The 18252-nt window shown below is 71.4% G+C and carries 21 protein-coding genes; 7 read left to right on the top strand and 14 right to left on the bottom strand.

Annotated elements, in window-relative coordinates; translation table 11 throughout:
* Positions 1-36 precede the first annotated feature (36 nt).
* Complete coding sequence (locus AB0H83_RS28130; RefSeq protein ID WP_360099579.1) at positions 37-285, top strand: hypothetical protein; 249 nt, start codon at positions 37-39, stop codon at positions 283-285.
* 62 nt (positions 286-347) lie between these two features.
* Here AB0H83_RS28130 and AB0H83_RS28125 read toward each other — a convergent pair whose 3' ends face one another.
* From AB0H83_RS28125 to AB0H83_RS28115, 3 genes are all read right to left on the bottom strand, one after another.
* Positions 348-1970, bottom strand: a complete 1623-nt coding sequence (locus tag AB0H83_RS28125; RefSeq protein ID WP_360099577.1) for a hypothetical protein — start codon at positions 1968-1970, stop codon at positions 348-350.
* 293 nt (positions 1971-2263) lie between these two features.
* Positions 2264-3475: an ABC transporter substrate-binding protein gene (locus AB0H83_RS28120; protein WP_360099575.1), complete on the bottom strand. Its 1212-nt coding sequence runs from the start codon at positions 3473-3475 to the stop codon at positions 2264-2266.
* A gap of 82 nt (positions 3476-3557) precedes the next feature.
* A complete protein-coding gene (locus AB0H83_RS28115; RefSeq protein WP_360099573.1) occupies positions 3558-4376 on the bottom strand; it encodes an alpha/beta hydrolase in 819 nt (272 codons plus the stop codon).
* 83 nt (positions 4377-4459) lie between these two features.
* Here AB0H83_RS28115 and AB0H83_RS28110 point away from each other — a divergent pair, with 83 nt between their 5' ends.
* On the top strand, positions 4460-5002 hold the full coding sequence (locus AB0H83_RS28110; protein WP_360099571.1) for a bacterial proteasome activator family protein: 543 nt from the start codon (positions 4460-4462) through the stop codon (positions 5000-5002).
* Positions 5003-5694: 692 nt separating this feature from the next.
* Here AB0H83_RS28110 and AB0H83_RS28105 read toward each other — a convergent pair.
* The 5 genes from AB0H83_RS28105 to AB0H83_RS28085 all read right to left on the bottom strand — a co-directional run bounded on the left by AB0H83_RS28105 (position 5695) and on the right by AB0H83_RS28085 (position 9248).
* Positions 5695-6507, bottom strand: a complete 813-nt coding sequence (locus AB0H83_RS28105) for an HAD family hydrolase (protein ID WP_360099569.1) — start codon at positions 6505-6507, stop codon at positions 5695-5697.
* Positions 6504-7319 (bottom strand): HAD family hydrolase, encoded by an 816-nt coding sequence (locus AB0H83_RS28100; protein ID WP_360099567.1) that lies wholly within the window; start codon positions 7317-7319, stop codon positions 6504-6506. The genes AB0H83_RS28105 and AB0H83_RS28100 overlap by 4 nt, the downstream gene beginning before the upstream one ends.
* 119 nt (positions 7320-7438) lie before the next feature.
* Positions 7439-8134, bottom strand: coding sequence for a hypothetical protein (locus tag AB0H83_RS28095; protein ID WP_360099565.1), 696 nt, complete (start codon positions 8132-8134; stop codon positions 7439-7441).
* A gap of 15 nt (positions 8135-8149) precedes the next feature.
* Entirely contained in the window at positions 8150-8767 is a 618-nt protein-coding gene (locus AB0H83_RS28090) for an NAD(P)-binding domain-containing protein (RefSeq protein WP_360099563.1), read from the bottom strand.
* Positions 8760-9248 (bottom strand): hypothetical protein, encoded by a 489-nt coding sequence (locus AB0H83_RS28085; RefSeq protein WP_360099561.1) that lies wholly within the window; start codon positions 9246-9248, stop codon positions 8760-8762. The genes AB0H83_RS28090 and AB0H83_RS28085 overlap by 8 nt, the downstream gene beginning before the upstream one ends.
* 68 nt (positions 9249-9316) lie before the next feature.
* Here AB0H83_RS28085 and AB0H83_RS28080 point away from each other — a divergent pair, with 68 nt between their 5' ends.
* From AB0H83_RS28080 to AB0H83_RS28065, 4 genes are all read left to right on the top strand, one after another.
* Positions 9317-9742, top strand: a complete 426-nt coding sequence (locus tag AB0H83_RS28080; protein ID WP_360099559.1) for an OsmC family protein — start codon at positions 9317-9319, stop codon at positions 9740-9742.
* A gap of 56 nt (positions 9743-9798) precedes the next feature.
* Entirely contained in the window at positions 9799-10146 is a 348-nt protein-coding gene (locus AB0H83_RS28075; protein WP_360099693.1) for a metallopeptidase family protein, read from the top strand.
* A gap of 60 nt (positions 10147-10206) precedes the next feature.
* Positions 10207-10938, top strand: a complete 732-nt coding sequence (locus tag AB0H83_RS28070; RefSeq protein WP_360099557.1) for an AIM24 family protein — start codon at positions 10207-10209, stop codon at positions 10936-10938.
* Positions 10939-11031: 93 nt separating this feature from the next.
* Positions 11032-11739: an AIM24 family protein gene (locus AB0H83_RS28065; protein ID WP_360099555.1), complete on the top strand. Its 708-nt coding sequence runs from the start codon at positions 11032-11034 to the stop codon at positions 11737-11739.
* 142 nt (positions 11740-11881) lie between these two features.
* Here AB0H83_RS28065 and pheA read toward each other — a convergent pair whose 3' ends face one another.
* The 5 genes from pheA to AB0H83_RS28040 all read right to left on the bottom strand — a co-directional run bounded on the left by pheA (position 11882) and on the right by AB0H83_RS28040 (position 15237).
* The gene (gene pheA / locus AB0H83_RS28060) at positions 11882-12820 is read right to left on the bottom strand and encodes a prephenate dehydratase (RefSeq protein WP_360099553.1); all 939 of its coding nucleotides are present in this window, start codon (positions 12818-12820) and stop codon (positions 11882-11884) included.
* A gap of 27 nt (positions 12821-12847) precedes the next feature.
* Positions 12848-13360: a hypothetical protein gene (locus AB0H83_RS28055; RefSeq protein ID WP_360099551.1), complete on the bottom strand. Its 513-nt coding sequence runs from the start codon at positions 13358-13360 to the stop codon at positions 12848-12850.
* 85 nt (positions 13361-13445) lie between these two features.
* Positions 13446-13850, bottom strand: coding sequence for an ACT domain-containing protein (locus AB0H83_RS28050; RefSeq protein WP_360099549.1), 405 nt, complete (start codon positions 13848-13850; stop codon positions 13446-13448).
* Positions 13851-13967: 117 nt separating this feature from the next.
* On the bottom strand, positions 13968-14399 hold the full coding sequence (locus AB0H83_RS28045) for a hypothetical protein (RefSeq protein ID WP_360099547.1): 432 nt from the start codon (positions 14397-14399) through the stop codon (positions 13968-13970).
* Positions 14400-14532: 133 nt separating this feature from the next.
* Positions 14533-15237: a hypothetical protein gene (locus AB0H83_RS28040; RefSeq protein WP_360099545.1), complete on the bottom strand. Its 705-nt coding sequence runs from the start codon at positions 15235-15237 to the stop codon at positions 14533-14535.
* Positions 15238-15428: 191 nt separating this feature from the next.
* Between AB0H83_RS28040 and AB0H83_RS28035 the strand changes: the two genes are divergently transcribed.
* Complete coding sequence (locus AB0H83_RS28035) at positions 15429-16643, top strand: arginine deiminase (protein ID WP_360099543.1); 1215 nt, start codon at positions 15429-15431, stop codon at positions 16641-16643.
* Positions 16644-16699: 56 nt separating this feature from the next.
* On the opposite strand, the gene AB0H83_RS28030 is transcribed toward AB0H83_RS28035, so the two are convergent.
* Positions 16700-17587, bottom strand: a complete 888-nt coding sequence (locus tag AB0H83_RS28030) for a DUF5926 family protein (RefSeq protein WP_360099541.1) — start codon at positions 17585-17587, stop codon at positions 16700-16702.
* Positions 17588-18252: the final 665 nt, after the last annotated feature.

Raw genomic sequence — 18252 nt, 5'->3', positions numbered from 1 at the left:
ATCAGGTTTTCCCCCGACCGTGAGAGGACCCGCAGCATGAGCGAGAACGAGACCGTCGAGACGCGCGGCGACCAGCGCATCGAGCTCCTCGTCGGCGACACGAACAACGACGGCAAGCCCGACCTGTGGGCGATCGACACGGACGGCGACGGCAAGGCCGACGTGTTCCAGTTCGACACCGACGGCGACGGCAAGGTCGACATCACGATGAGTGACATCGACGAGGACGGCACGCCGGAGCAGGTCGTGGACGGCGACGGCGGCCTCCCGCCGGCGACCACCTGACAAAGCAGCACACCCGAGCAAATCCGAGCACACCGAAGCGGCGCGGCCGGGGGCGAAAGTCCTCAGCCGCGCTGCTTCGCTACGTAGTCCCGCCACTGCTGCTCAAGCTGGCTCACCCCGATGCCCAGCACCTCGCGGGCCGCTGACTCGACCTCCGCGACGTTCTGGAACGCCTCGTAGAACGCGATGAGCTTGTCCTGCCCGTACTTCTCCGCGATCATCCGGTTCGCCAGCCAGCTGGCGATGTAGTTGCGCGGCTCGGAGTAGAACTCCGCGTCGGTCGGCAGGGTCGAGATGACCAGGTCGCCCAGCGCCTGGCGGATGCCCGCCTGGGGCACCCTGTCCTTCTTGTACGCGACGTATTCCGCGAACCCCTCCACCACCCACCGCGGCGTGCGGGCGGTCGTCACGGGGCCCATCGCGGCGTGCGCGAACTCGTGCGTCAGGTCGTGCGCGAGCTCCTCGGTCTGCGCGGTCAGCTGCGTCGGGTTGAACACAACCCGGGTCGAGCTGTACGCCGGCGACGTCGCCCAGTCGCCGACCTGGTTGTAGTACGGCACGGCGATCGCCGCCACCTGCGCGACGCGCTCCTGCGACTCGGCGAAGTACGTGTCGAAGATCCGCTTGTCCTGCACGGCGGTGACGAGGACCTTGCCGTCCCAGCCGGCCGGGCGTACCTCGATGACCTGCCTGATGCTCGTGTCTGCGTGCTGCAGCAGCGTGCGGCCGCGCTCGACGTCGTCGGCGGAGACCACGGCGACGACCCGCTCGTTGCGCAGCACCGCCACGGGGCCGGCGGAGTCCCACGGCTGCCCGTTGGCGCCGAGCGGCATGTCCTTGCCGGCCGCGTCGCCGACGATGCGCCACTTGCCGTCGACCAGCGCCACGACGGGCATCCACGGCGTCGCGACGGTCTTGCTGTCCACGCCCTCGACACGGTGACGGATGGTGACCGCCTCGACGTGCACTGCGGCGTGGTACCGGTCGAACAGCTGCGACGGCAGGAACTTCGCCAGCTGCCGCGCGGGCAACCGGGTCCGGTCGAAGCTGATGTCGGAGAACGGCAGCTTGACCAGGTTGTCGAACAGCTGCTTCTGCCGCTTCACGAACGCCGCGTCGGTCTGCTCGACGTCGGCCATCCAGGCGTTGAGGTCCTTCTTCTTGACCGCCTGGGTGTGCCGCTCCAGCAGTTCCTCGATCGCCTTGACGCCGACCCCGGTGCGCATGTCGACCCAGGTGGAGGCGACCACCTCGGTCTCGCTGCCGCCCCCGCCGCGCAGCGCCCAGGTGGCCGCCGCCGCCCCGCCGAGGGCGAGGACCATGCTGACCACCAGCAGGGCGATGAGCACGGGCCAGAGGAAGCTGCGACGCGGCTGCGGGGGCAGTTGCGGCGGCCACCCGTAGGCATAACTGGGAAATGTCTGTGGCGGCTGCTGGTGTACGTGCACCGCCCCGAACTGCCCCGGATACCCCTGCGGCGGCGGGTACTGCGGCGGCATCCCCTGCGGTGGGGGGCCCGGGAACGGCACGCGCTGCTGCGGGATGAACTGTGCCGGCGCACCGGGCGGCACCACCGGCAAGGGTGCCTGCACCGGAGCGGGACCGGGGGCCTGGGGCGGCGCGGCCGGCGGCTGGACCGCGGCGGGCGGCGCAGCGGGCAGGGCCTCGGCCGCGGGAGGGCCCACCTGCGAAGGGACGGCGGCCTGCGAAGGGACGGCTGGCGCTGGAGCCGCCGCCGGGCTGGGCGCTGCGTCCGTGACGGCGGGGACGGGAGCTGGGCCGGTGACCGCCGTGGGGGCCGGCGGCGTGGTGACGCCGACCGGTGCGGCTTCGGTCGAAGGGGCGGCGGCCGGGGCCGCGGCGGCCGGTTCGGGGTTGGTCACATTGCCTGCCGACGTCGAGGAGCGGAACCACATCCTCCGCCAGGCCTGCGCCCCTTGTCGACCCCGCCCCGGCGGCTCCCCGGCACCCGTCGCGACTACCCCAGCGTGGTCAGCTCCGCGGTCAGCACGTTGGACAGCATCGCGCCGTCCAGGCGGACCTGGCGCAGGTACCAGCGCTGCAGCGGGGTCCGGTTCTGGCTGAACTGCCAGCCGCCGCGCGGGCTCTCGATCTGGCCGAGCTTGCCGATGGCGGCGTTGAGCGAGAACGAGTCCAGCTGCGGCCGGCTCGCGTCGCCGATCGCCTTGTCCAGCACGGCGGCGGCGTCGTAGGAGGCCATCGCGTAGGTCGACGGGATCGTGCCGAACGACTTCTGGTAGTCGGCGATGAACCGGCGGTTGGCCGCGTTGTCCAGGTCGGGCGAGTAGTTCATCGAGGTGTAGATGCCCCTGGCGTCCTCGCCCTGCTGCTTGAGCACGTAGCCCTCGGTGAGGCTGCCGGGCGCGACGAGCTTGAAGTTCGCCGGGAACTTCGCCGCCTTGTACTGCTTGACGAAATCGACCGCCGACGCGCCGGCGTAGAAGGCGAACATGGCGGTCGCGCCGGAGTTCTTCACCTGGTTCAGGACCTGACCGAAGTCCTTCGACTGGAACGGCGTGAAGCGGATGCCGCCACCGCTGACGCTGCCGTTGGCGTTGATGAAGGCGTCGAGGAAGGCCTTGGCCTCGTCGTCGTCGCCCGGATGATCGGCGGCGACGATCGCCACGGAGCCGCCGGCGTTGTCCGCGGTCCACCTGGCCAGGGCCTGGCCGGGCTCGCTGGCGACGAAGGAGGTGCGCCAGATGTACTTGACGCCCTGCAGCGCGACCGGCGAGGCGTTGGACCCGACGAGCGGCACGGCGGCGCTCTCGACGGTGTCCTTGAGCGCCATCATCGCCGTGGCGGACGCGACCCCGGTGAGAGCCAGGACGCGGTCTTCCTTGATCAGCTTCTCGGCGGCGGCCTTGCCGGTCTCGGCGGTCTCGCCCTCGTCGACCTTGACCAGCTGGACTTCGCGGTTGCCGAGCTTGTTGTCATGCAGTTTGAGGTACAGCTGGAAGCCGTTGTCCATCTCGTTGCCGAGGTCCTTGCGGCTGCCGGTCAGCGGCACGATCATGCCGATCTTGACCGGCGGGCCGGACGGCGGCGTGCTGCTGGACTGGCTGCTGCCGGAGCCGCTGCTGCATGCGGAGAGTAACGGTGCGGCCGCGCCTGCCACGCCCGCGGCCGCGAAGAGTCGGAGCGCCTGGCGGCGGTTCAGGTGGGACACGTACTTTTCCTCCCCAGCACCCTTGCGGCGGCGAGAGAACCTCGACACCCACGCTGCGTTCTACCGCCATCGCGGCGCACAGTCAATCCGTGGTCCGGGCCTCGCCCCTGGTCACCGTGCCGAACGCGGCCAGCACGGCGGGCCACGCGGCCGACAACGGATCGATCACAGCGAAGTGTTCCACACCTGCCAGCTCGACCAGCGTGGTGTCGCCGCCGGCCCGGCGGGCCGCCTGGCAGAAGTCCCGGGACAGCGCGACGGGCACGATCGGGTCGTCACTGCCGTGCACGATGACGGTGCGGACCTTCGACGGAAGGTTGCGCATCGGGTCCGCCGCCGCGTACGCCTCCGGGACCTGGTCCGGCGCGCCGCCGAGCAGGTCAGCGACCGCGCCGTCGTCGAGGTCCAGGTCGTACGCGCGGGTCAGGTCGGCGACCGGGGCGAGGGCGACGACCGCGCCGACCGCGTCGGGTGCGACCGCCGCGTACCACAGTGCGAGATGCCCGCCGGCCGAGTGCCCGGCGAGGATCGGCCGGTCGACCGCGACGGGCCGCAGCCCGCGGTGCGCGAGCTCCTTGGCGAGCAGGTCGGGCACCGCGACCGCGGCGGCGGCGATGTCGGCGAACGTGCCGGGCCAGCCGCCGCCCGGCTGCCCGGTGCGGCGGAACTCGACGGTCGCGACGGCGTAGCCCCGGTCGGCGAGGTCGGCGGCGAGCGGGCCCGCGTGGGCGCGATCCCACTCGCTGCGCCAGAACCCGCCGTGGAGGAACAGCACGAGCGGTGCGCCCGGCACGACCGGCAGCCGGACGTCGGCCACCTGATCAGGGTGTTCGCCGTACCGCAGGGTGAAGTCGGCGGGCCGGGCGGGCCGGCTGAGCACCTCACGGGCATCACTCGTCACGGGGCGACGTTAGCGCGTCACGAAGCGTGGCAACAGGGGCCCTTGGTGGTCGTACCAACGACGGGTAGGCAAGACTAGAGGCCATGGCAGATGAGGCGCAGGACGAGTCGCGCACCGTGTTGGTGGTCGGGCCCGACGGACGTCCGCTGGGCACCATGTCCACCGATGAGGAGGGCGGTGCGGAGGACCCGAGCAAGCTGATCGAGCAACCCGCCAAGGTCATGCGCATCGGCAGCATGATCAAGCAGTTGCTCGAGGAGGTCCGCGCCGCTCCGCTCGACGAGGCGGGCCGCAGCCGGCTGAAGGAGATCCACCGCCGCTCGATCGTGGAGCTGGAGGACGGGCTCGCCCCTGAGCTGCGCGAGGAGCTGGAGCGGCTGTCGCTGCCGTTCGAGGACGGCTCGACGCCGAGCGAGGCGGAGCTTCGGATCGCCCAGGCGCAGCTGGTCGGCTGGCTGGAGGGCCTGTTCCACGGCATCCAGGCGGCGCTCGTCGCCCAGCAGATGGCGGCCAGGGTCCAGCTCGAGCAGATGCGGGGCCGCCCGGCGCTCACCGGCGGACCGGGCGGGATGCCCGGGCACCCGGCGCAGCAGCCGACGCCCACCGGCACCGGTCAGTACCTGTAGGAGCGGTTGACCTTGGAGTCGCGCACCGCCCCGGTTCCAAGGTCAACCCGGAGCGGCCCGGCGTCCTGACGCTCCGTCGAGGGCCGCGCGTCGAGCGGCTGAGCGGCTGAGCGGCCGGGGCCCGCCCGGCCGCTGCTGGCTTGTTGCCGGATCGGATTCGCGTGCGGCTCTGATCGCTGCCGCCGACGGCAAGGTGGCCACTCGGCGCCGCCGTCGACCGGCTGAGGTGTGCTGACCAGAGCCGCCACGACGCCGCCGTCGACCGGCCGAGGCGTGCTGACCAGAGCCCCGCCACGGCGCCGCGGGCCGACCGGTCAGCCCGGCACTCCTCCCCGAGAGACCGCCGACGCCGCCGAACACCGCCGCCGTCGACCGGCCAGGACATGCTGACCGCCAACCGCCACGGCGCCGCGGCCTGGCCGACAGCGCGGCGCCTCCTCCCCAAGACCGCCGACGCCGCCGAGCACCGCCGCCGTCGACCAGCCAGGACATGCCGACCAGAGCCGCCACGGCGCCGCGAGCCGGCCGATCAGCCCGGCACTCCTCCCCGAGAGACCGCCGACGCCGCCGAACACCGCCGCCGTCGACCGCCAGGACATGCCGACCAGAGCCGCCACGGCGCCGCGGGCCGGCCGATCAGCCCGGCACCCCTCCCCGAGACCGTCGACGCCCGACGCAGTGGCAGGTGGCCGTCAGTGGCGGTAGAGCTGCTCCAGGTAGGCGGCGACGCCGTCGTCCTCGTTGGTGGCGGTGGTGATGTCGTGGGCGGCGGAGAGGACGGCGGGGTGGCCGTTGGCCATGGCGACGCCGCGGCCGGCCCAGGTGAGCATGGGCAGGTCGTTGGGCATGTCGCCGAAGGCGATCACCTCCGGCGCGGTGACGGCGTGCTCGCGGGCGATCCTGGCCAGTGCGGTCGCCTTGGTGACGCCGGCGGCGGAGACCTCGACCATGCCGCTGGAGGAGGAGTTGGTGGCCTCGGCGAGGCCCGCGAGGCACTCGCCGACCAGGGCGGTGAACTCGTCGGCCTGCTGGACGCCGGCGCGGACGAGGAGCTTCGCGGCGGGCCGGGTCAGCAGCTCGGCGTAGGAGACCGGGCCGACCGAGTGGTGGTTGACCTCCCACGGGCCGACAGGGAACTCGGCCTCGTGCCGCATCTGGCGGCCGCCGTCGCGTTCGACGGCGAAGACGACGCCGGGGATCTTGGTGCGCAGCCGCTCGCAGACCTCGGCGAGCGTGCCGGGCTCGATCGGGGCGCTGTGCAGGATCGTGTCGGTGCCCGGGTCGTAGGTCGCCGCCCCGTTGGCGCAGATGGCGACCGGGGCGACGGGCAGCTGGTCGTACACGGGATGCAGCCAGCGGATCGGACGGCCGGTGACCAGCACGATCAGCACGCCCGCGGCGTCGAGGCGGCGCAGCACCTCGGCGGTGCGGTGGCTGACCGTGCGGTCCCGGCCGACGAGGGTGCCGTCGAGGTCCGTCGCCACCAGTCGCGGGGTCTGCGTCACAACCTCAACATAGCTTCGAGGTAGGTCGCGACCCCGTCTTCGTCATTGGTGAGAGTCGTCTCGTCCGCGACCGCCTTGAGGGCCGGGTGGGCGTTGCCGACGGCGACCCGGCCGAACCCTGCCCAGCGGAACATCGGCACGTCATTGGGCATGTCGCCGAAGACGAGCACGTCACCGGGGTCGATGCCGAGGGCGGTCGCGACGAAGCGCAGGCCGCTGGCCTTGTCGACGCCGGGCGGGCAGATCTCGATGTAGCCGAGGCCGGCCTGGGTGATGGTGGCCATGTCCGGTGGGATGACCCGCTCGGCGACGGTGAGCACGTCGTCGACGTCGCAGATGGGGTGCCTGGCGAAGCCCTTGAGGACGGGACCGGTGAGGCATTCGGCGCGGACCCGGACCTCGACGACGTCGGGGTAGCGCCAGTGCGGGTCGGCGTCTCCCCACAGCGGCGCCTCGTGGTGGTCGCCGGCCTCGACCAGCACGGACAGGGTGCCGAGCTCGTGCTCGAGGCGGGTGAGGACCTCGGCGAGGGCGTCGCCGTCGAGCCGCTCGTCGCGCAGGACGACCGGGTGGTCGGCGTCGCGGATGTCCACGACCCGGCTGCCGCCGCCCATGACGAGGAAGTCGGCGGAGGGGATGTCGGACCGGATGAGCTCGGTCAGTCTGGGGCCGCGGCCGGTGGCGCCCACGACATGGATGCCGGCCGCCTTGACCCGCTCCAGGACGGCGCGGGTGTAGTCGCTCACGGTTTCGTCACTGCGCACGAGGGTGCCGTCGAGGTCGGTCGCGATGAGCTTGGGCAAACTCCGCATTCGGTGCTCCTTCCGCGTCAGCGGGGGAGCAACCGTACCTCTGCGATCGGCCAGGATCACACCATGCGAGTAAATCTCAACCGAACGTACGACGTCCTGATGACGGCGGTGTTTCGCGCTCAGTGCAGCGGGGTGACCGTGAGCTCGAGCGGCTCCGAGCCGTCGTGCGGGTCGTCTGCGGGCGCCCGCCGGCCGAGGCGGCCGAGCCCTCTGACGGCGATGATCGTGCCGGCGGCCAGCACCGCGGTCGCCGCGGCGGCGAGGGGGTAGCCGGTGCCGATGTGCACCGCGTCGTCCGGCAGCCGGTACGACGCCAGCGGGCTGAAGCCGAGCCGGTCGATGATCTGCTTGAAGCCGACGAGCACCAGGGCGTTGCCGGCGAGCATCGCCAGCGCGCCGGCGGCCGCGCCCCGGCGGACGGCGCCGCGGGTCGCCAGCAGGATCCCGATGCCGACGAGGGCGAGCGTCAGGGTGCCCAGGTAGACGACGACCGGGCCGCTGTTGAGGCTGGCCAGGTCGACATCGATGCTCTCCGGCACGGTGCTCGCGGACATGTCCGGGTCGCTCATGGCGGCCTCGCGCAGGTTGACGGAGCTCCACGGCAGGTACTGGGCCACCGCGGCCAGGCCGAACCCGATGGCGAGCACGGTCACGGCGACCGGGCCGGCGCCGCGCTCCGCCGCGTCCGGCGTGGCGCCGGCGGGCGGCGCGGCGCTGGCCGGTGACGCGGCGTCGGCGGGCCAGGCGGTCGGGGCGGTCGGGGCGGTCCGCGAGGGATCGGCGGCCGATGTTCCGGTGATGACCGGCTCAGTCATACCGCGCAGGGTAGCTCAGGAAACGACCCTCAGGTTGAACCGCAGATCGCCCTTGACTCCCCACAGCGCCAGCCACAGCGGCAGGTACTGCTCCATCGCGTACGCCTTGTCGATCTCGCCGAGGTCCAGTACGTCTCCCTCGGGCCAGCCGAACTTCACCAGAACCCCCTTGACCAGGGTTTTCGCGTCGGCGTCAGCGCCGGCGACGAACATGGTGTGCGGCTGGGGCAGCAGGTCGGGCCGGACCATGATCTCGCAGTTGACGGTGTTGAGGGTCTTGACCACCTTCAGCTCGGGGAACGCGGCCTGCAGGCCGGCGGCGACGGGTTTGACCGCCGCGGACGTCAGGTCGTTGGAGACGTCGGCGAGGACCTTGCCGGCCAGGTCGCCGGCGGCCCGCAGCACATCGAGCGACGCGCCGCCGGGGGTGGCGTTGAACAGCAGCGGACCGTGCGCGGCCGCGTCGGCGAACGTACCGGCCCGCCCGCCGGTCCGCTCGGCCCAGGCGACGGCCTTCGGATTGGCCGCGTCGCGGGAGCCCATGACGACGTCGTACCCGACCTCGACCAGCCGGGACGCGATCGCCTCGCCGACCATGCCCGTGCCGAGGACGCCCACATTGAGATCAGTCATGTCCTGCGGCAACACCGGACGGCGCGGAAACATGCCGTCCGGCGCGGCCGATCGCGAGCAGCCCGCACGCGAACCCGAGCAGCGGCATGGCCGCCAGGGCCAGCCAGCTCCCCGCTGACGTGCCCACGTCCGCGATCCGGCCGGCTCCGGTGAGCTGCCCGTCGAAGGTAGTGATGAGGCCCACTACGAGCGACGCGGTCACCAGCGACAGGATCGGGCCGGCGAGGCCCGCGAACTTGCGGCCCTGGTTCGCGCCGAGCGCCGCCGCGCCGAGGATCGCGACCAGGGTGAGCAGCAGGATCACGTACCAGAGGCCCTTTTCGAGATTGAGGATGGTGAGGCTGTCGAGGCGCTGCTGGGCGCGGCGCCCGGACCCCGTCACCACCAGCTGCTGCACCCACGGCACGAAGATCGAGGCAATGCCGGTGACCAGGCCGGACACGCCCAGCCAGCCGCCGATCTGCACCAGTTTGCGCTGCATCAACTTGCTCCTTCCAAGACTGCCGAGCTCGTCCCTAGGAGCACACGCAATGGGCTAGCGTCTGGTTCATGCCTACTCGCACTTCATCTGCCCGCTGGGAGGGCGACCTCAAGTCCGGCGCCGGCACCGTCTCGACCGGCTCGGGCACCTTCCAAGGCTCGTATTCCTTCCCCTCCCGCTTCGAGAGCGGCCAGGGGACCAACCCGGAGGAGCTGATCGCGGCGGCGCACGCGGCCTGCTACTCGATGGCGCTGTCCAACGGCCTGGCCAAGGCCGGGTTCACGCCCACGTCGGTGGAGACCTCGGCCGCGGTGCAGTTCGGCCCGGTCGACGGCGGTTTCGCCATCACCCGCATCGACCTGACCACCCGCGGTGACGTCCCGGGCATCGACGCGGTCGAGTTCGAGAAGCAGGCCGCCGACGCCAAGGCCGGCTGCCCGATCTCCAAGGCCCTCGCGGCCGTCGAGATCACCCTGGACGCCAAGCTCGTCTGAGCCGTCATTGCACTTGAGAGGGTCCTCCGTCCTGGGGGACCCTCTTTGGCATGCCGGTGACGATGAGCAAGGAACGCTTCGAGGAGCTCGTGGGCGAGGCCCTGGACGAGGTCCCCGAGGAGCTGCTCGACCTCATGGACAACGTGGTGATCCTGGTCGTGGACGACCCACCGGCGGACGAACCGGACCTGCTGGGCCTGTACGAGGGGTACTCCCTGACGGAGCGCGGCTGGGACTACTCCGGCGTGCTGCCCGACCGGATCTCGATTTACCGCAACCCGATCCTTGCGATCTGTGACGATGAGGATGACGTCGTCGAGGAGGTCGCGATCACCGTCGTGCACGAGATCGCCCACCACTTCGGCATCGACGACCGGCGCCTGCACGCGCTCGGCTGGGGCTGACGCTTGCCCCCGGCGCTTACCGTCGCGGGTGCGTCATGAACGTCATCGAAAGGACACCCTATGCGCAGCGCGCTGTTTGCCGCCGAAAACATGGAGAAGGAGTCGCAGCAGCCCGGGCTGCGGCTGCAGAACTCCAAGATGCTCAAGGCCGAGCTCAATGGCGAGATCATGGCCCGGACCGGCACGATGGTGGCCTACCAGGGTCAGGTGCAGTTCCAGGCGCTCGGCTCGGGCGGCGTCGGCAAGTGGCTCAAGTCGAAGCTGACCGGCGAGGGCGTACCGCTGATGAAGGTCTCCGGCCGCGGCGACGTGTTCTTCGCCGACCGCTCCTCCGACGTGCACCTCATCGACCTGGAGCCCGGCGACGCGATCTCGATCAACGGGGCGAACGTGCTCGCGTTCGACGCGTCGCTGCAGTACGACATCAAGATGGTCCAGGGCGTCGGCATGCTGTCCTCGGCGGGCCTGTTCAACTGCGTGTTCACCGGCCAGGGCCGGCTCGCGATCACGACGAAGGGCACCCCGGTGGTGCTGACCGTCGACGCGCCCACCTACGTCGACCCGCAGGCGGCGATCTGCTGGTCGGCGAGCCTGCAGACCGGCTACCACCGCGCCGACCAGCTCGGCATCGGCACGCTGCTCGGCCGCAGCACCGGTGAGGCTTTCACGATGAGTTTCGCCGGGCAGGGCTTCGTCGTCGTCCAGCCGTCGGAGGAGCCGCCGCAGGGGCTCGCCGGTGGTCAGGGGCAACAGCAGCAGGGCGGGGTGCTGGGCAACCTGCTCGGTGGCTGAGCCGGGTCCGTCCCGGGATCGTTTGTAACGGGTCTCTCAGGATTGCCAACGGGTCCTCCGCGAGCCGCCGGGGGACCCGTTACGCTGCGCAGCGTGCGCGGTGACATCTTCAAGGCCGAGAACATGGCCCAGCCCCCAACCCAGGCAGGCATGAGCCTGCAGCACTCCAAGTGCGTCAAGTACGCCGTGAACGGTGAGGTCCTGGCCCGTCAGGGCGCCATGGTCGCGTTCCGCGGCAACCTCCAGTTCGAGGTGAAAAGTCAGGGCGTCGGCAACTTCCTCAAGCGTGCGGTCACCGGTGAGGGCCTGTCCCTCATGGCCGTGCGTGGACAGGGCGAGGTGTGGTTCGCCGACGCCGCCTTCGATTGCCACATCCTCGACATCGAGCCGAACGACGCGTTGTCGATCAACGGCAAGAACGTCCTGTGCTTCGACCCCTCGCTGCGGTACGACATCCAGATGGTGAAGGGCGCCGGCATGTTCGGCGGCGGCCTGTTCAACAGCGTGTTCACCGGTCAGGGCAAGCTCGCGATCGTGACCGAGGGCGCGCCGATCATCATCCCGGTGAGCCCGCAGGCACCGGTCCTGGTCGACACCGACGCGGTCGTCGGGTGGTCGAGCAGCCTCCAGACCAGCATCCAGAAGAACCAGAGCCTCAAGTCGATGCTGCGCGGCGGCTCGGGTGAGCTCTTCCAGCTGGTGCTGCAGGGACAGGGCTTCGTCATCGTCCAGCCCAGTGAGGGCAAGCCCGCCGCGGCGCAGTCCAGCAGCGGCGGCCTGCTCGGCAGCCTCGGCGGCTGATCACCATTCCCCCAGGTCGAAGGATGGGCCCTGGGACCGCCTCGCCCATCCTTCGACCCTCGGCCCCGCTGGTGCGGATCGAGGCGCTTTTCCCCGCGGTACGCCGTGCTGGTGCGGATCGAGGTGCGGTGCGCCGCGCCGGTCAGGCGCCGGTGCGCAGCTGGGCGAGCCACCTGGCGGCGTCGGCGAAGTCCTCGTCGGACAGGCCGGGCGCGCGGCGCGGCGGCGGGTCGCCGTGCGACGCCCGCGGGTAGGAGCCGAGGAACCGCACGTCGGCGCAGATGCGCCGCAGCCCCTGCAGCGCCTCGCCCATCCGGGCCTCGGCGACGTGGCCGCCGCAGTCGAGGAAGAACACGTAGCGGCCGAGGCGCTCGCCGGTCGGCCGGGACTCGATCCTGGTCATGTTGACCCCGCGGACCGACAGCTCGGTCAGCACCGCCAGCAGCGCGCCGACCCGGTCGTGGGCGATGTACACCGCGAGCGTGGTCAGGTCGTCGCCGGTCGGCTGCGGGGGCGGCCCCGGCCGCGACACCAGCGCGAAGCGGGTCATCGCGTCGGGGTTGTCGGCGATGTCCTTGGCCAGCACGTGCAGCTTGTAGCGGGTGGCGCCGATGGCGGCGCAGACCGCGGCGTCGAACTCGCCGGCGCCGGCGCCGATCGCGGCGGTCGCGTTGGACAGCACGTCGACGACGGTCGCCTGCGGCACGTGCTCGCGCAGCCACTTGCGGCACTGGGCGCCCGCCTGCGGGTGCGCGGCGACCGAACGGATCGAGTCCAGCGGCCGGACGTCGGCGGCGGCGAGCACGAACTGCACCGGCAGCACCACCTCGCGGGTGATGATCAGCGGCTCGCCGCTGGCCAGCTCGTCGAGGGTGACGCCGACCTGGCCACCGATCGAGTTCTCCAGCGGGACGAGCGCGGCGTCGGCCTCACCGGCGCGCAGCGCGTCGAGGGCCTCCGGGACACTGCGGGCCGGGGTCAGCACCCCGCGGTCGGCGGCCGGGACCGTCCTGAGCGCCTGCTCGGAGAACGTGCCTTCCGGCCCCAGGTACACGAACCGCGTCGGCGGTACACCAGGCATGCCTCAAGATTAGACGCTGCCGCAGGCTCAGCAGCTGGCGGCGCTGAGCAGCGCCGGCGGGGCGGTCGCCTTCACCTCGACGGTGCACGGGTCGGTGCCCACCGTGACGACGGTCAGCGTCGCCGGTGCCCCCTTGGACATGACCTGCAGGGGTTCGCTGCCGGTGACGGTGAGCACGGTGTACTGCCACACGCCGGCACACAGCGGACCCGTCTTCACGGTGAGGCCGTTGCCGCCGGGCAGGCCGGGCCGCGCCCGGCGGACCGCCGCGACGACCTGCTCGCCGGTCGGGCGGCCGTTGCACTGCGAGACGTACGCCTCGGAGAACGGCAGCTGGCTCGGGCTGGCACTGGCAGAGCGGGCGGGGGTGGTGCGCCCCAGCGGCACGTTGGGCGTGCTGACCGGCGTCGGGCTCACCGACCTCGCTGCCGGGGGCGAGACGGGCGGCAGGAGGGGTCCGGAGTCGCCGCCGGACCGGGTGCAGCCGGACAGCAGGCATCCAAGGCTCACGATGGCAAGCACGGCGGCCGCGGTGCGCATGCGCACATCGTAGGGCGTGCGTCGCCCGCGCTTCATCCAGCGCCCGCGGCGGCCGCCCGGCCCCGGACCGGGCCCGCGGCGGGGGTCAGACCGCGCCGGACGTCGTCACCCGATGGCCGGCGGCGTTGAGGGCGGCCAGGGCCTCGCTGAGCCGCACGGCCGGCACCAGCACGTAGTCGGTGTCGAACGTGGAGAACGCGAAGATGTTGACCCTGGCGTCGGCGAGCGGGGACACGATCGAGGCGAGGATGCCGGTGAGGGCGAGCTGGACGGGTCCGGCGACGCGCAGGCAGCGCCACGGCGTCTCGACGGCGGCCTCCGCGGGTGCCCGGTCGGCGGGGCACAGGATCGATACCTCGTCGGGGGTCCAGGTCACGGAGATGACGCCGGCGCCGGCCGCTGCCGCCTCGACGAGCCCCGGCGGGACGGGCGATCCGGCCGGGAGCCGGCAGATCGCATAGTCGCCCGGCAGCACCTGGAGGTCCAACATGACAAGGAGCGTACGGTGCGAGCGCGGTGCGTGTCGGCAGCACGTGAGCCAAGCCACGTGCGCGCCGCTCCGGCAGCCCCGGCGCCGTCTTGCGCCGGGCCGGCGTCAGACCGTGCTTCAGACCGTGCTGAAGAACGTCAGCGAGCCGACGACCTGCCCGTCCTGCAGCAGCGGGGTGGCGATCGCGTCGAACGTGCGCGGTCCGGTCGCGCAGCGCACCCGGACCAGCCCGCGGGCGAGCCGCCCCGAGGACAGGGCGAGCAGCGGCGGCGTCTTGTTGATCTCGTTTGCGTCCAGGGCGCCGCCGTCGCCGAAGTCGAGCAGCTGCAGGACCCCGTCGACGAGCGGGCGGTCGATCGCGGACTCGGTGAGCCCGAGCAGGTCCTCGAACGAGGCGGACACCGCGACGATGACCGCCTTGTCGTCGATCACCAGGCTCGGCTCGGCCGCGTCGGCAACCGTCGCCGCCCATCGGTCGAGTGACGACTCGGCCAGGTCGGGCGAGCGGACGAGGTGTGGGTCGGAGATGGAAAGCTCGACATGCGCCACAGCGCCTCCTCAGGCACCGGTGCTGCGGACGCGTCCGCGCAGCGACCTCATCATCGCATCTGTCAGGGTCTGATCGGTCCCCAGCGATTGCTCAATCCGGCGCTTCGTGTCGAGCGGCTCCACGCCGCAGAGGCTACTCCGCGTCACCCCGCTTGTCAGTGCCCACGCGATCCCCATCCTTGTACCACCGGTAGCTCTCGGCGAACGCCGCATAGGACTGCGCCGACCACGTGGCCGGGTGCAGCGCCAGCGAGAACACCTTGTCCACGGTGTCCGCAGCGAGCCGGTTGCCGCGGGCGTTCAGCACGCGCGGCAGCTCGTGGTACGCGGTGACCAGGCAGCCCTTCGGCACCCCGTAGAAGCTGATCTTGCCGGTGCCGGCGAACGCCAGGATCGGCATGACCGGGATCGACACCCCGGCGGTGCGCGACAGCGCCTCGGCGGCGGCCTTGGCCTCGGCGCGGGTCTCCTCGACGTACTTGGGGCGCTTGCCGTCGATCTGCACGATGTCACCGGCGAACGAGACGCGGCTGCGACCGTGGTCCTTGACCGTCACCGCGAACACGCCGCCGGGGCCGATGGCGAGGAAGGAGCGGCGTTCGGCACCGGTCAGCTCGCGCAGGTCCAGGACGTGCCACTCTTCGCCGAGACGGCCGATGAGGCTGCCCATCCTGCGGTACAAACGGTTGTGCCCCGCCTCTTCCCTGCGAGCTCCGCGCTCGGCGCGCCGCTCACGCATCCAGTCAATGGGGGAAGGCCGGCCGGCATCAACAATGATGCGATCGTCAAACCCTTCGGGCTGCGAATCCGTTCCGCCGCGGTGCAGCAGTTCGGTCATCTCGCACACCTCCAAGTCGCCGCTCGGTTGCGTGTGTGTTCAAACACCGTACGTGTTCAAACGCGCAAACGGCATGACTGGATGGGTGAAAGACACGGAATGACTGGGATGAATGCCACATTCACGACGTCTCGTGAATTTGCAGATGGCGCCCAACCGGTGGATATCGGGTCAGCCGTTAGTCTGATTCGGTGAGCTATCATCACGTCGACAGCGAGGTCGGCCGGCTCGGCACGGTGCTGCTGCACCGCCCAGGCGCGGAGTTGGCCCGACTGACCCCGCGCAACAACGACTCGCTGCTGTTCGACGGGATCCCCTGGGTCGGGCGCGCCCAGGAAGAGCATGACACGTTCACGCAAGCCCTGCGTGGTCACGGCGTCGAGGTCGTGTACGTGTCGGACCTGCTGGCCGAGACGGTGGCCGTACCGGCGGCAAGGGACGAAGTGACGCAGGCGGTGCTCGACGACGTCCGGCTCGGCGACACGCTGCGCCGCCACGTGGCGGACCACCTCACCGCGCTCGACCCGGCGGCGCTGGCGACCACGCTCATCGCCGGACTGTCCCGCGCCGAGCTGCGCGCCGGCGGCGGCATCGTGCACGCCCTGATGGACCGGTCCGACTTCGTCATCGACCCGCTGCCCAACCTGCTGTTCACGCGCGACTCATCCGTCTGGATCGGCGACCAGGTGGCCGTGACCAGCCTGGCGATGCACGCCCGGCGCCGGGAGACCACCCTCACCCACGCGATCTACCGGCACCATCCCCGGTTCGCCGGGACGTCACTGGTGTACGAGCCGGGCCTGGAGCACCTGGAGGGCGGCGACGTGCTGCTGCTCGCCCCCGGGGTGATCGCGGTCGGCGTCGGGGAGCGCACCAGGCCGGCCGGCGCGGAGCGGCTCGCCCGGCGCTGCTTCGAGCGGGGACTGGCGCACACGGTGCTGGTGGTGCCGATCGCGCAGGAGCGGGCCACGATGCACCTGGACACCGTCTGCACGATGGTCGACGTGGACGCGGTCGTCATGTACCCGAACGTGGCCAGCACCCTGCAGTCGTGGACGGTCACCGCGACCGGGGACGCCCACGGCGACCTGGCCGTCGCGGGCCCGGAGCCGTTCATCGTGGGGGCGGCCAAGGCGATGCGGATCGACACGCTGCGGATCATCGACACCGGCCTCGACCCGGTGACCGCGGAGCGGGAGCAGTGGGACGACGGCAACAACACCCTGGCGATCGCGCCCCGGCTGTGCGTCGCGTATGAGCGCAACGTCGAGACGAACGCCCAGCTGGAGCGCAACGGCATCGAGGTGATCCGGATCCCCGGCTCGGAGCTGGGCTCGGGCCGGGGCGGACCACGGTGCATGTCCGCCCCGATCCTGCGGGCCGCTGGTGCTTCCGGGTTTTTCTAGGTTTCCGGTTTTTTCGGTTTTTTCGGTTTTTTCCGGCGGTTGCTTGCCCTGTCGGGTCAGCGCAGGGGCTGCAGGCGGCCGAGGAGGCCCTGCTTGCTGCGGCGCTCCGCGGCGGTCAGCGGCTCGTTGACGGCGAGGGCTTCGGCGTACCGCTTCGAGAACTCGGCGACCGGAGCCTCCCACTCCTCCGCCTCCACCTCGAGCGGCAGATCCCAGACCGGCGCCAGGAGCCCGTGCGCGCGGAACATGCCCGCAAACTTGGTGTTGTCGCCGAGCAGCAGCCCGCCACCCGCCGACAGCCGCGACAGCGCGTCCAGCGCCCGGTCCTCATCGTCGCCGAGCACGAGCCGTACGTGGGACCGGTCGGTGACACGGCACCAGTACGTCGCCGGCGCCGCCGACAGCCGCACCGTCGGGAAGATGCTCGCATTGGCCCGCTCCAGCGACGCCCGCACATTGGGGTCGTCGGTCGCGTTGTCCTCGAGCCAGAACTCGAACCCCGTGTGCACCGTGACGTCCAGCGGCGCGTTCACGATCACGTCCTGCAGCCGCGGCCCGACCCCCGGCAGCGCCGGGATGTTCACCGTCTTGCCCGTCGGCGTGTCCAGCGCACACTGCAGCGCCACCGCGAGGTCCCGCGACACGTCCCCCGACTGCACATGCCGCTGCAGCCCGATGAAGACCCGGCCGTCGGGCTTCGTCATCGCCGGCCACGCCATCGGCAGCACCGTCGCGAGGATGACCGGGCGGTCACCGTACTGCTCGACCAGGTCGGGCGCCAGCTTCAGGGGCGCCGAGGCCGCCGGCACCAGCTCACGCAGCGCGATCCACTCCGGCTCGTCGACCAGCCCTTCGAACGGGCGGCCCACGTAGACGTCACGAATCTTCTGGCGCTTCTCACCGTCGGTGGACCGGCCACGGGGGGTTTTCGCTCGCTTGCTCACGGCGACCCAGCCTAGGCGGTCCCACCGCCCCGCGGGCAAACACCCACCACCCCGGGCGCGCCACTCACCCGCCCGCGCCCCACCTTCCGGACAATCCGGGAATATCGTCGCTGAGTGATGGCTTATGATGGCTCTGGTCGCGGGGCCGGCATATCAGCAAACTACGTTCGGTAGCCGCTCCGGAGATCAATTTGTACTCATAAGCTATCGTGCCAATAGGCGGTCGGGCACGGCCGATGTGACCCGCCGACGCAGTCCGGCGACGTGACGAGCCAACGCGGAACAACCCGGTGGATCCCTGGAACCCGGTGGATCCCTGGTTCGCTGACCACACCAATCCACCGGGTTCCCGAAACCACCCGTCGCCGAAGGCACAGAGCGAGCACAGCGCTCCGCCGAGCCCACCCCGCCGGCGCACCACTGCACGTGCCCCGCCCGGCGGAGGGCACAGCCCGACTCTGCCCTGCCCGGTCCAGCCCTCAACGGGAGCCCACGCCCGGCCCGGCCAGGCAGCGAGTCTTCCCAGGTGGCGAGTCGCGCTGCCTGACAGCGGGTGAGCGACCCACGCAGGCGCCGGTCCAGCGGGCGATTCGCACGAAGCTCGGCCGGAGAGATCAACGACGGCGAGCAGCCACGGGGGGATGCCGCGCGCAGGCGCCAGAAGC

The organism is Dactylosporangium sp. NPDC050688, from assembly GCF_040654515.1.
In the GTDB taxonomy this organism is placed as follows: Bacteria; Actinomycetota; Actinomycetes; order Mycobacteriales; family Micromonosporaceae; genus Dactylosporangium.
The sequence above is the reverse complement of the archived record's forward strand: the minus strand, read 5'-3'. Positions and strand labels throughout refer to the sequence as shown.

Excerpts from the sequence above, each read along its gene's own strand:
- AB0H83_RS28130 (WP_360099579.1), top strand. The coding sequence starts at position 37 with ATGAGCGAGAACGAGACCGTCGAGACGCGCGGCGACCAGCGCATCGAG.
- AB0H83_RS28110 (WP_360099571.1), top strand. The coding sequence starts at position 4,460 with ATGGCAGATGAGGCGCAGGACGAGTCGCGCACCGTGTTGGTGGTCGGG.
- AB0H83_RS28100 (WP_360099567.1), bottom strand. The coding sequence starts at position 7,319 with ATGCGGAGTTTGCCCAAGCTCATCGCGACCGACCTCGACGGCACCCTC.
- AB0H83_RS28095 (WP_360099565.1), bottom strand. The coding sequence starts at position 8,134 with ATGACTGAGCCGGTCATCACCGGAACATCGGCCGCCGATCCCTCGCGG.
- AB0H83_RS28090 (WP_360099563.1), bottom strand. The coding sequence starts at position 8,767 with ATGACTGATCTCAATGTGGGCGTCCTCGGCACGGGCATGGTCGGCGAG.
- AB0H83_RS28085 (WP_360099561.1), bottom strand. The coding sequence starts at position 9,248 with ATGCAGCGCAAACTGGTGCAGATCGGCGGCTGGCTGGGCGTGTCCGGC.
- AB0H83_RS28080 (WP_360099559.1), top strand. The coding sequence starts at position 9,317 with ATGCCTACTCGCACTTCATCTGCCCGCTGGGAGGGCGACCTCAAGTCC.
- AB0H83_RS28070 (WP_360099557.1), top strand. The coding sequence starts at position 10,207 with ATGCGCAGCGCGCTGTTTGCCGCCGAAAACATGGAGAAGGAGTCGCAG.
- pheA (WP_360099553.1), bottom strand. The coding sequence starts at position 12,820 with ATGCCTGGTGTACCGCCGACGCGGTTCGTGTACCTGGGGCCGGAAGGC.
- AB0H83_RS28055 (WP_360099551.1), bottom strand. The coding sequence starts at position 13,360 with ATGCGCACCGCGGCCGCCGTGCTTGCCATCGTGAGCCTTGGATGCCTG.
- AB0H83_RS28050 (WP_360099549.1), bottom strand. The coding sequence starts at position 13,850 with ATGTTGGACCTCCAGGTGCTGCCGGGCGACTATGCGATCTGCCGGCTC.
- AB0H83_RS28040 (WP_360099545.1), bottom strand. The coding sequence starts at position 15,237 with ATGACCGAACTGCTGCACCGCGGCGGAACGGATTCGCAGCCCGAAGGG.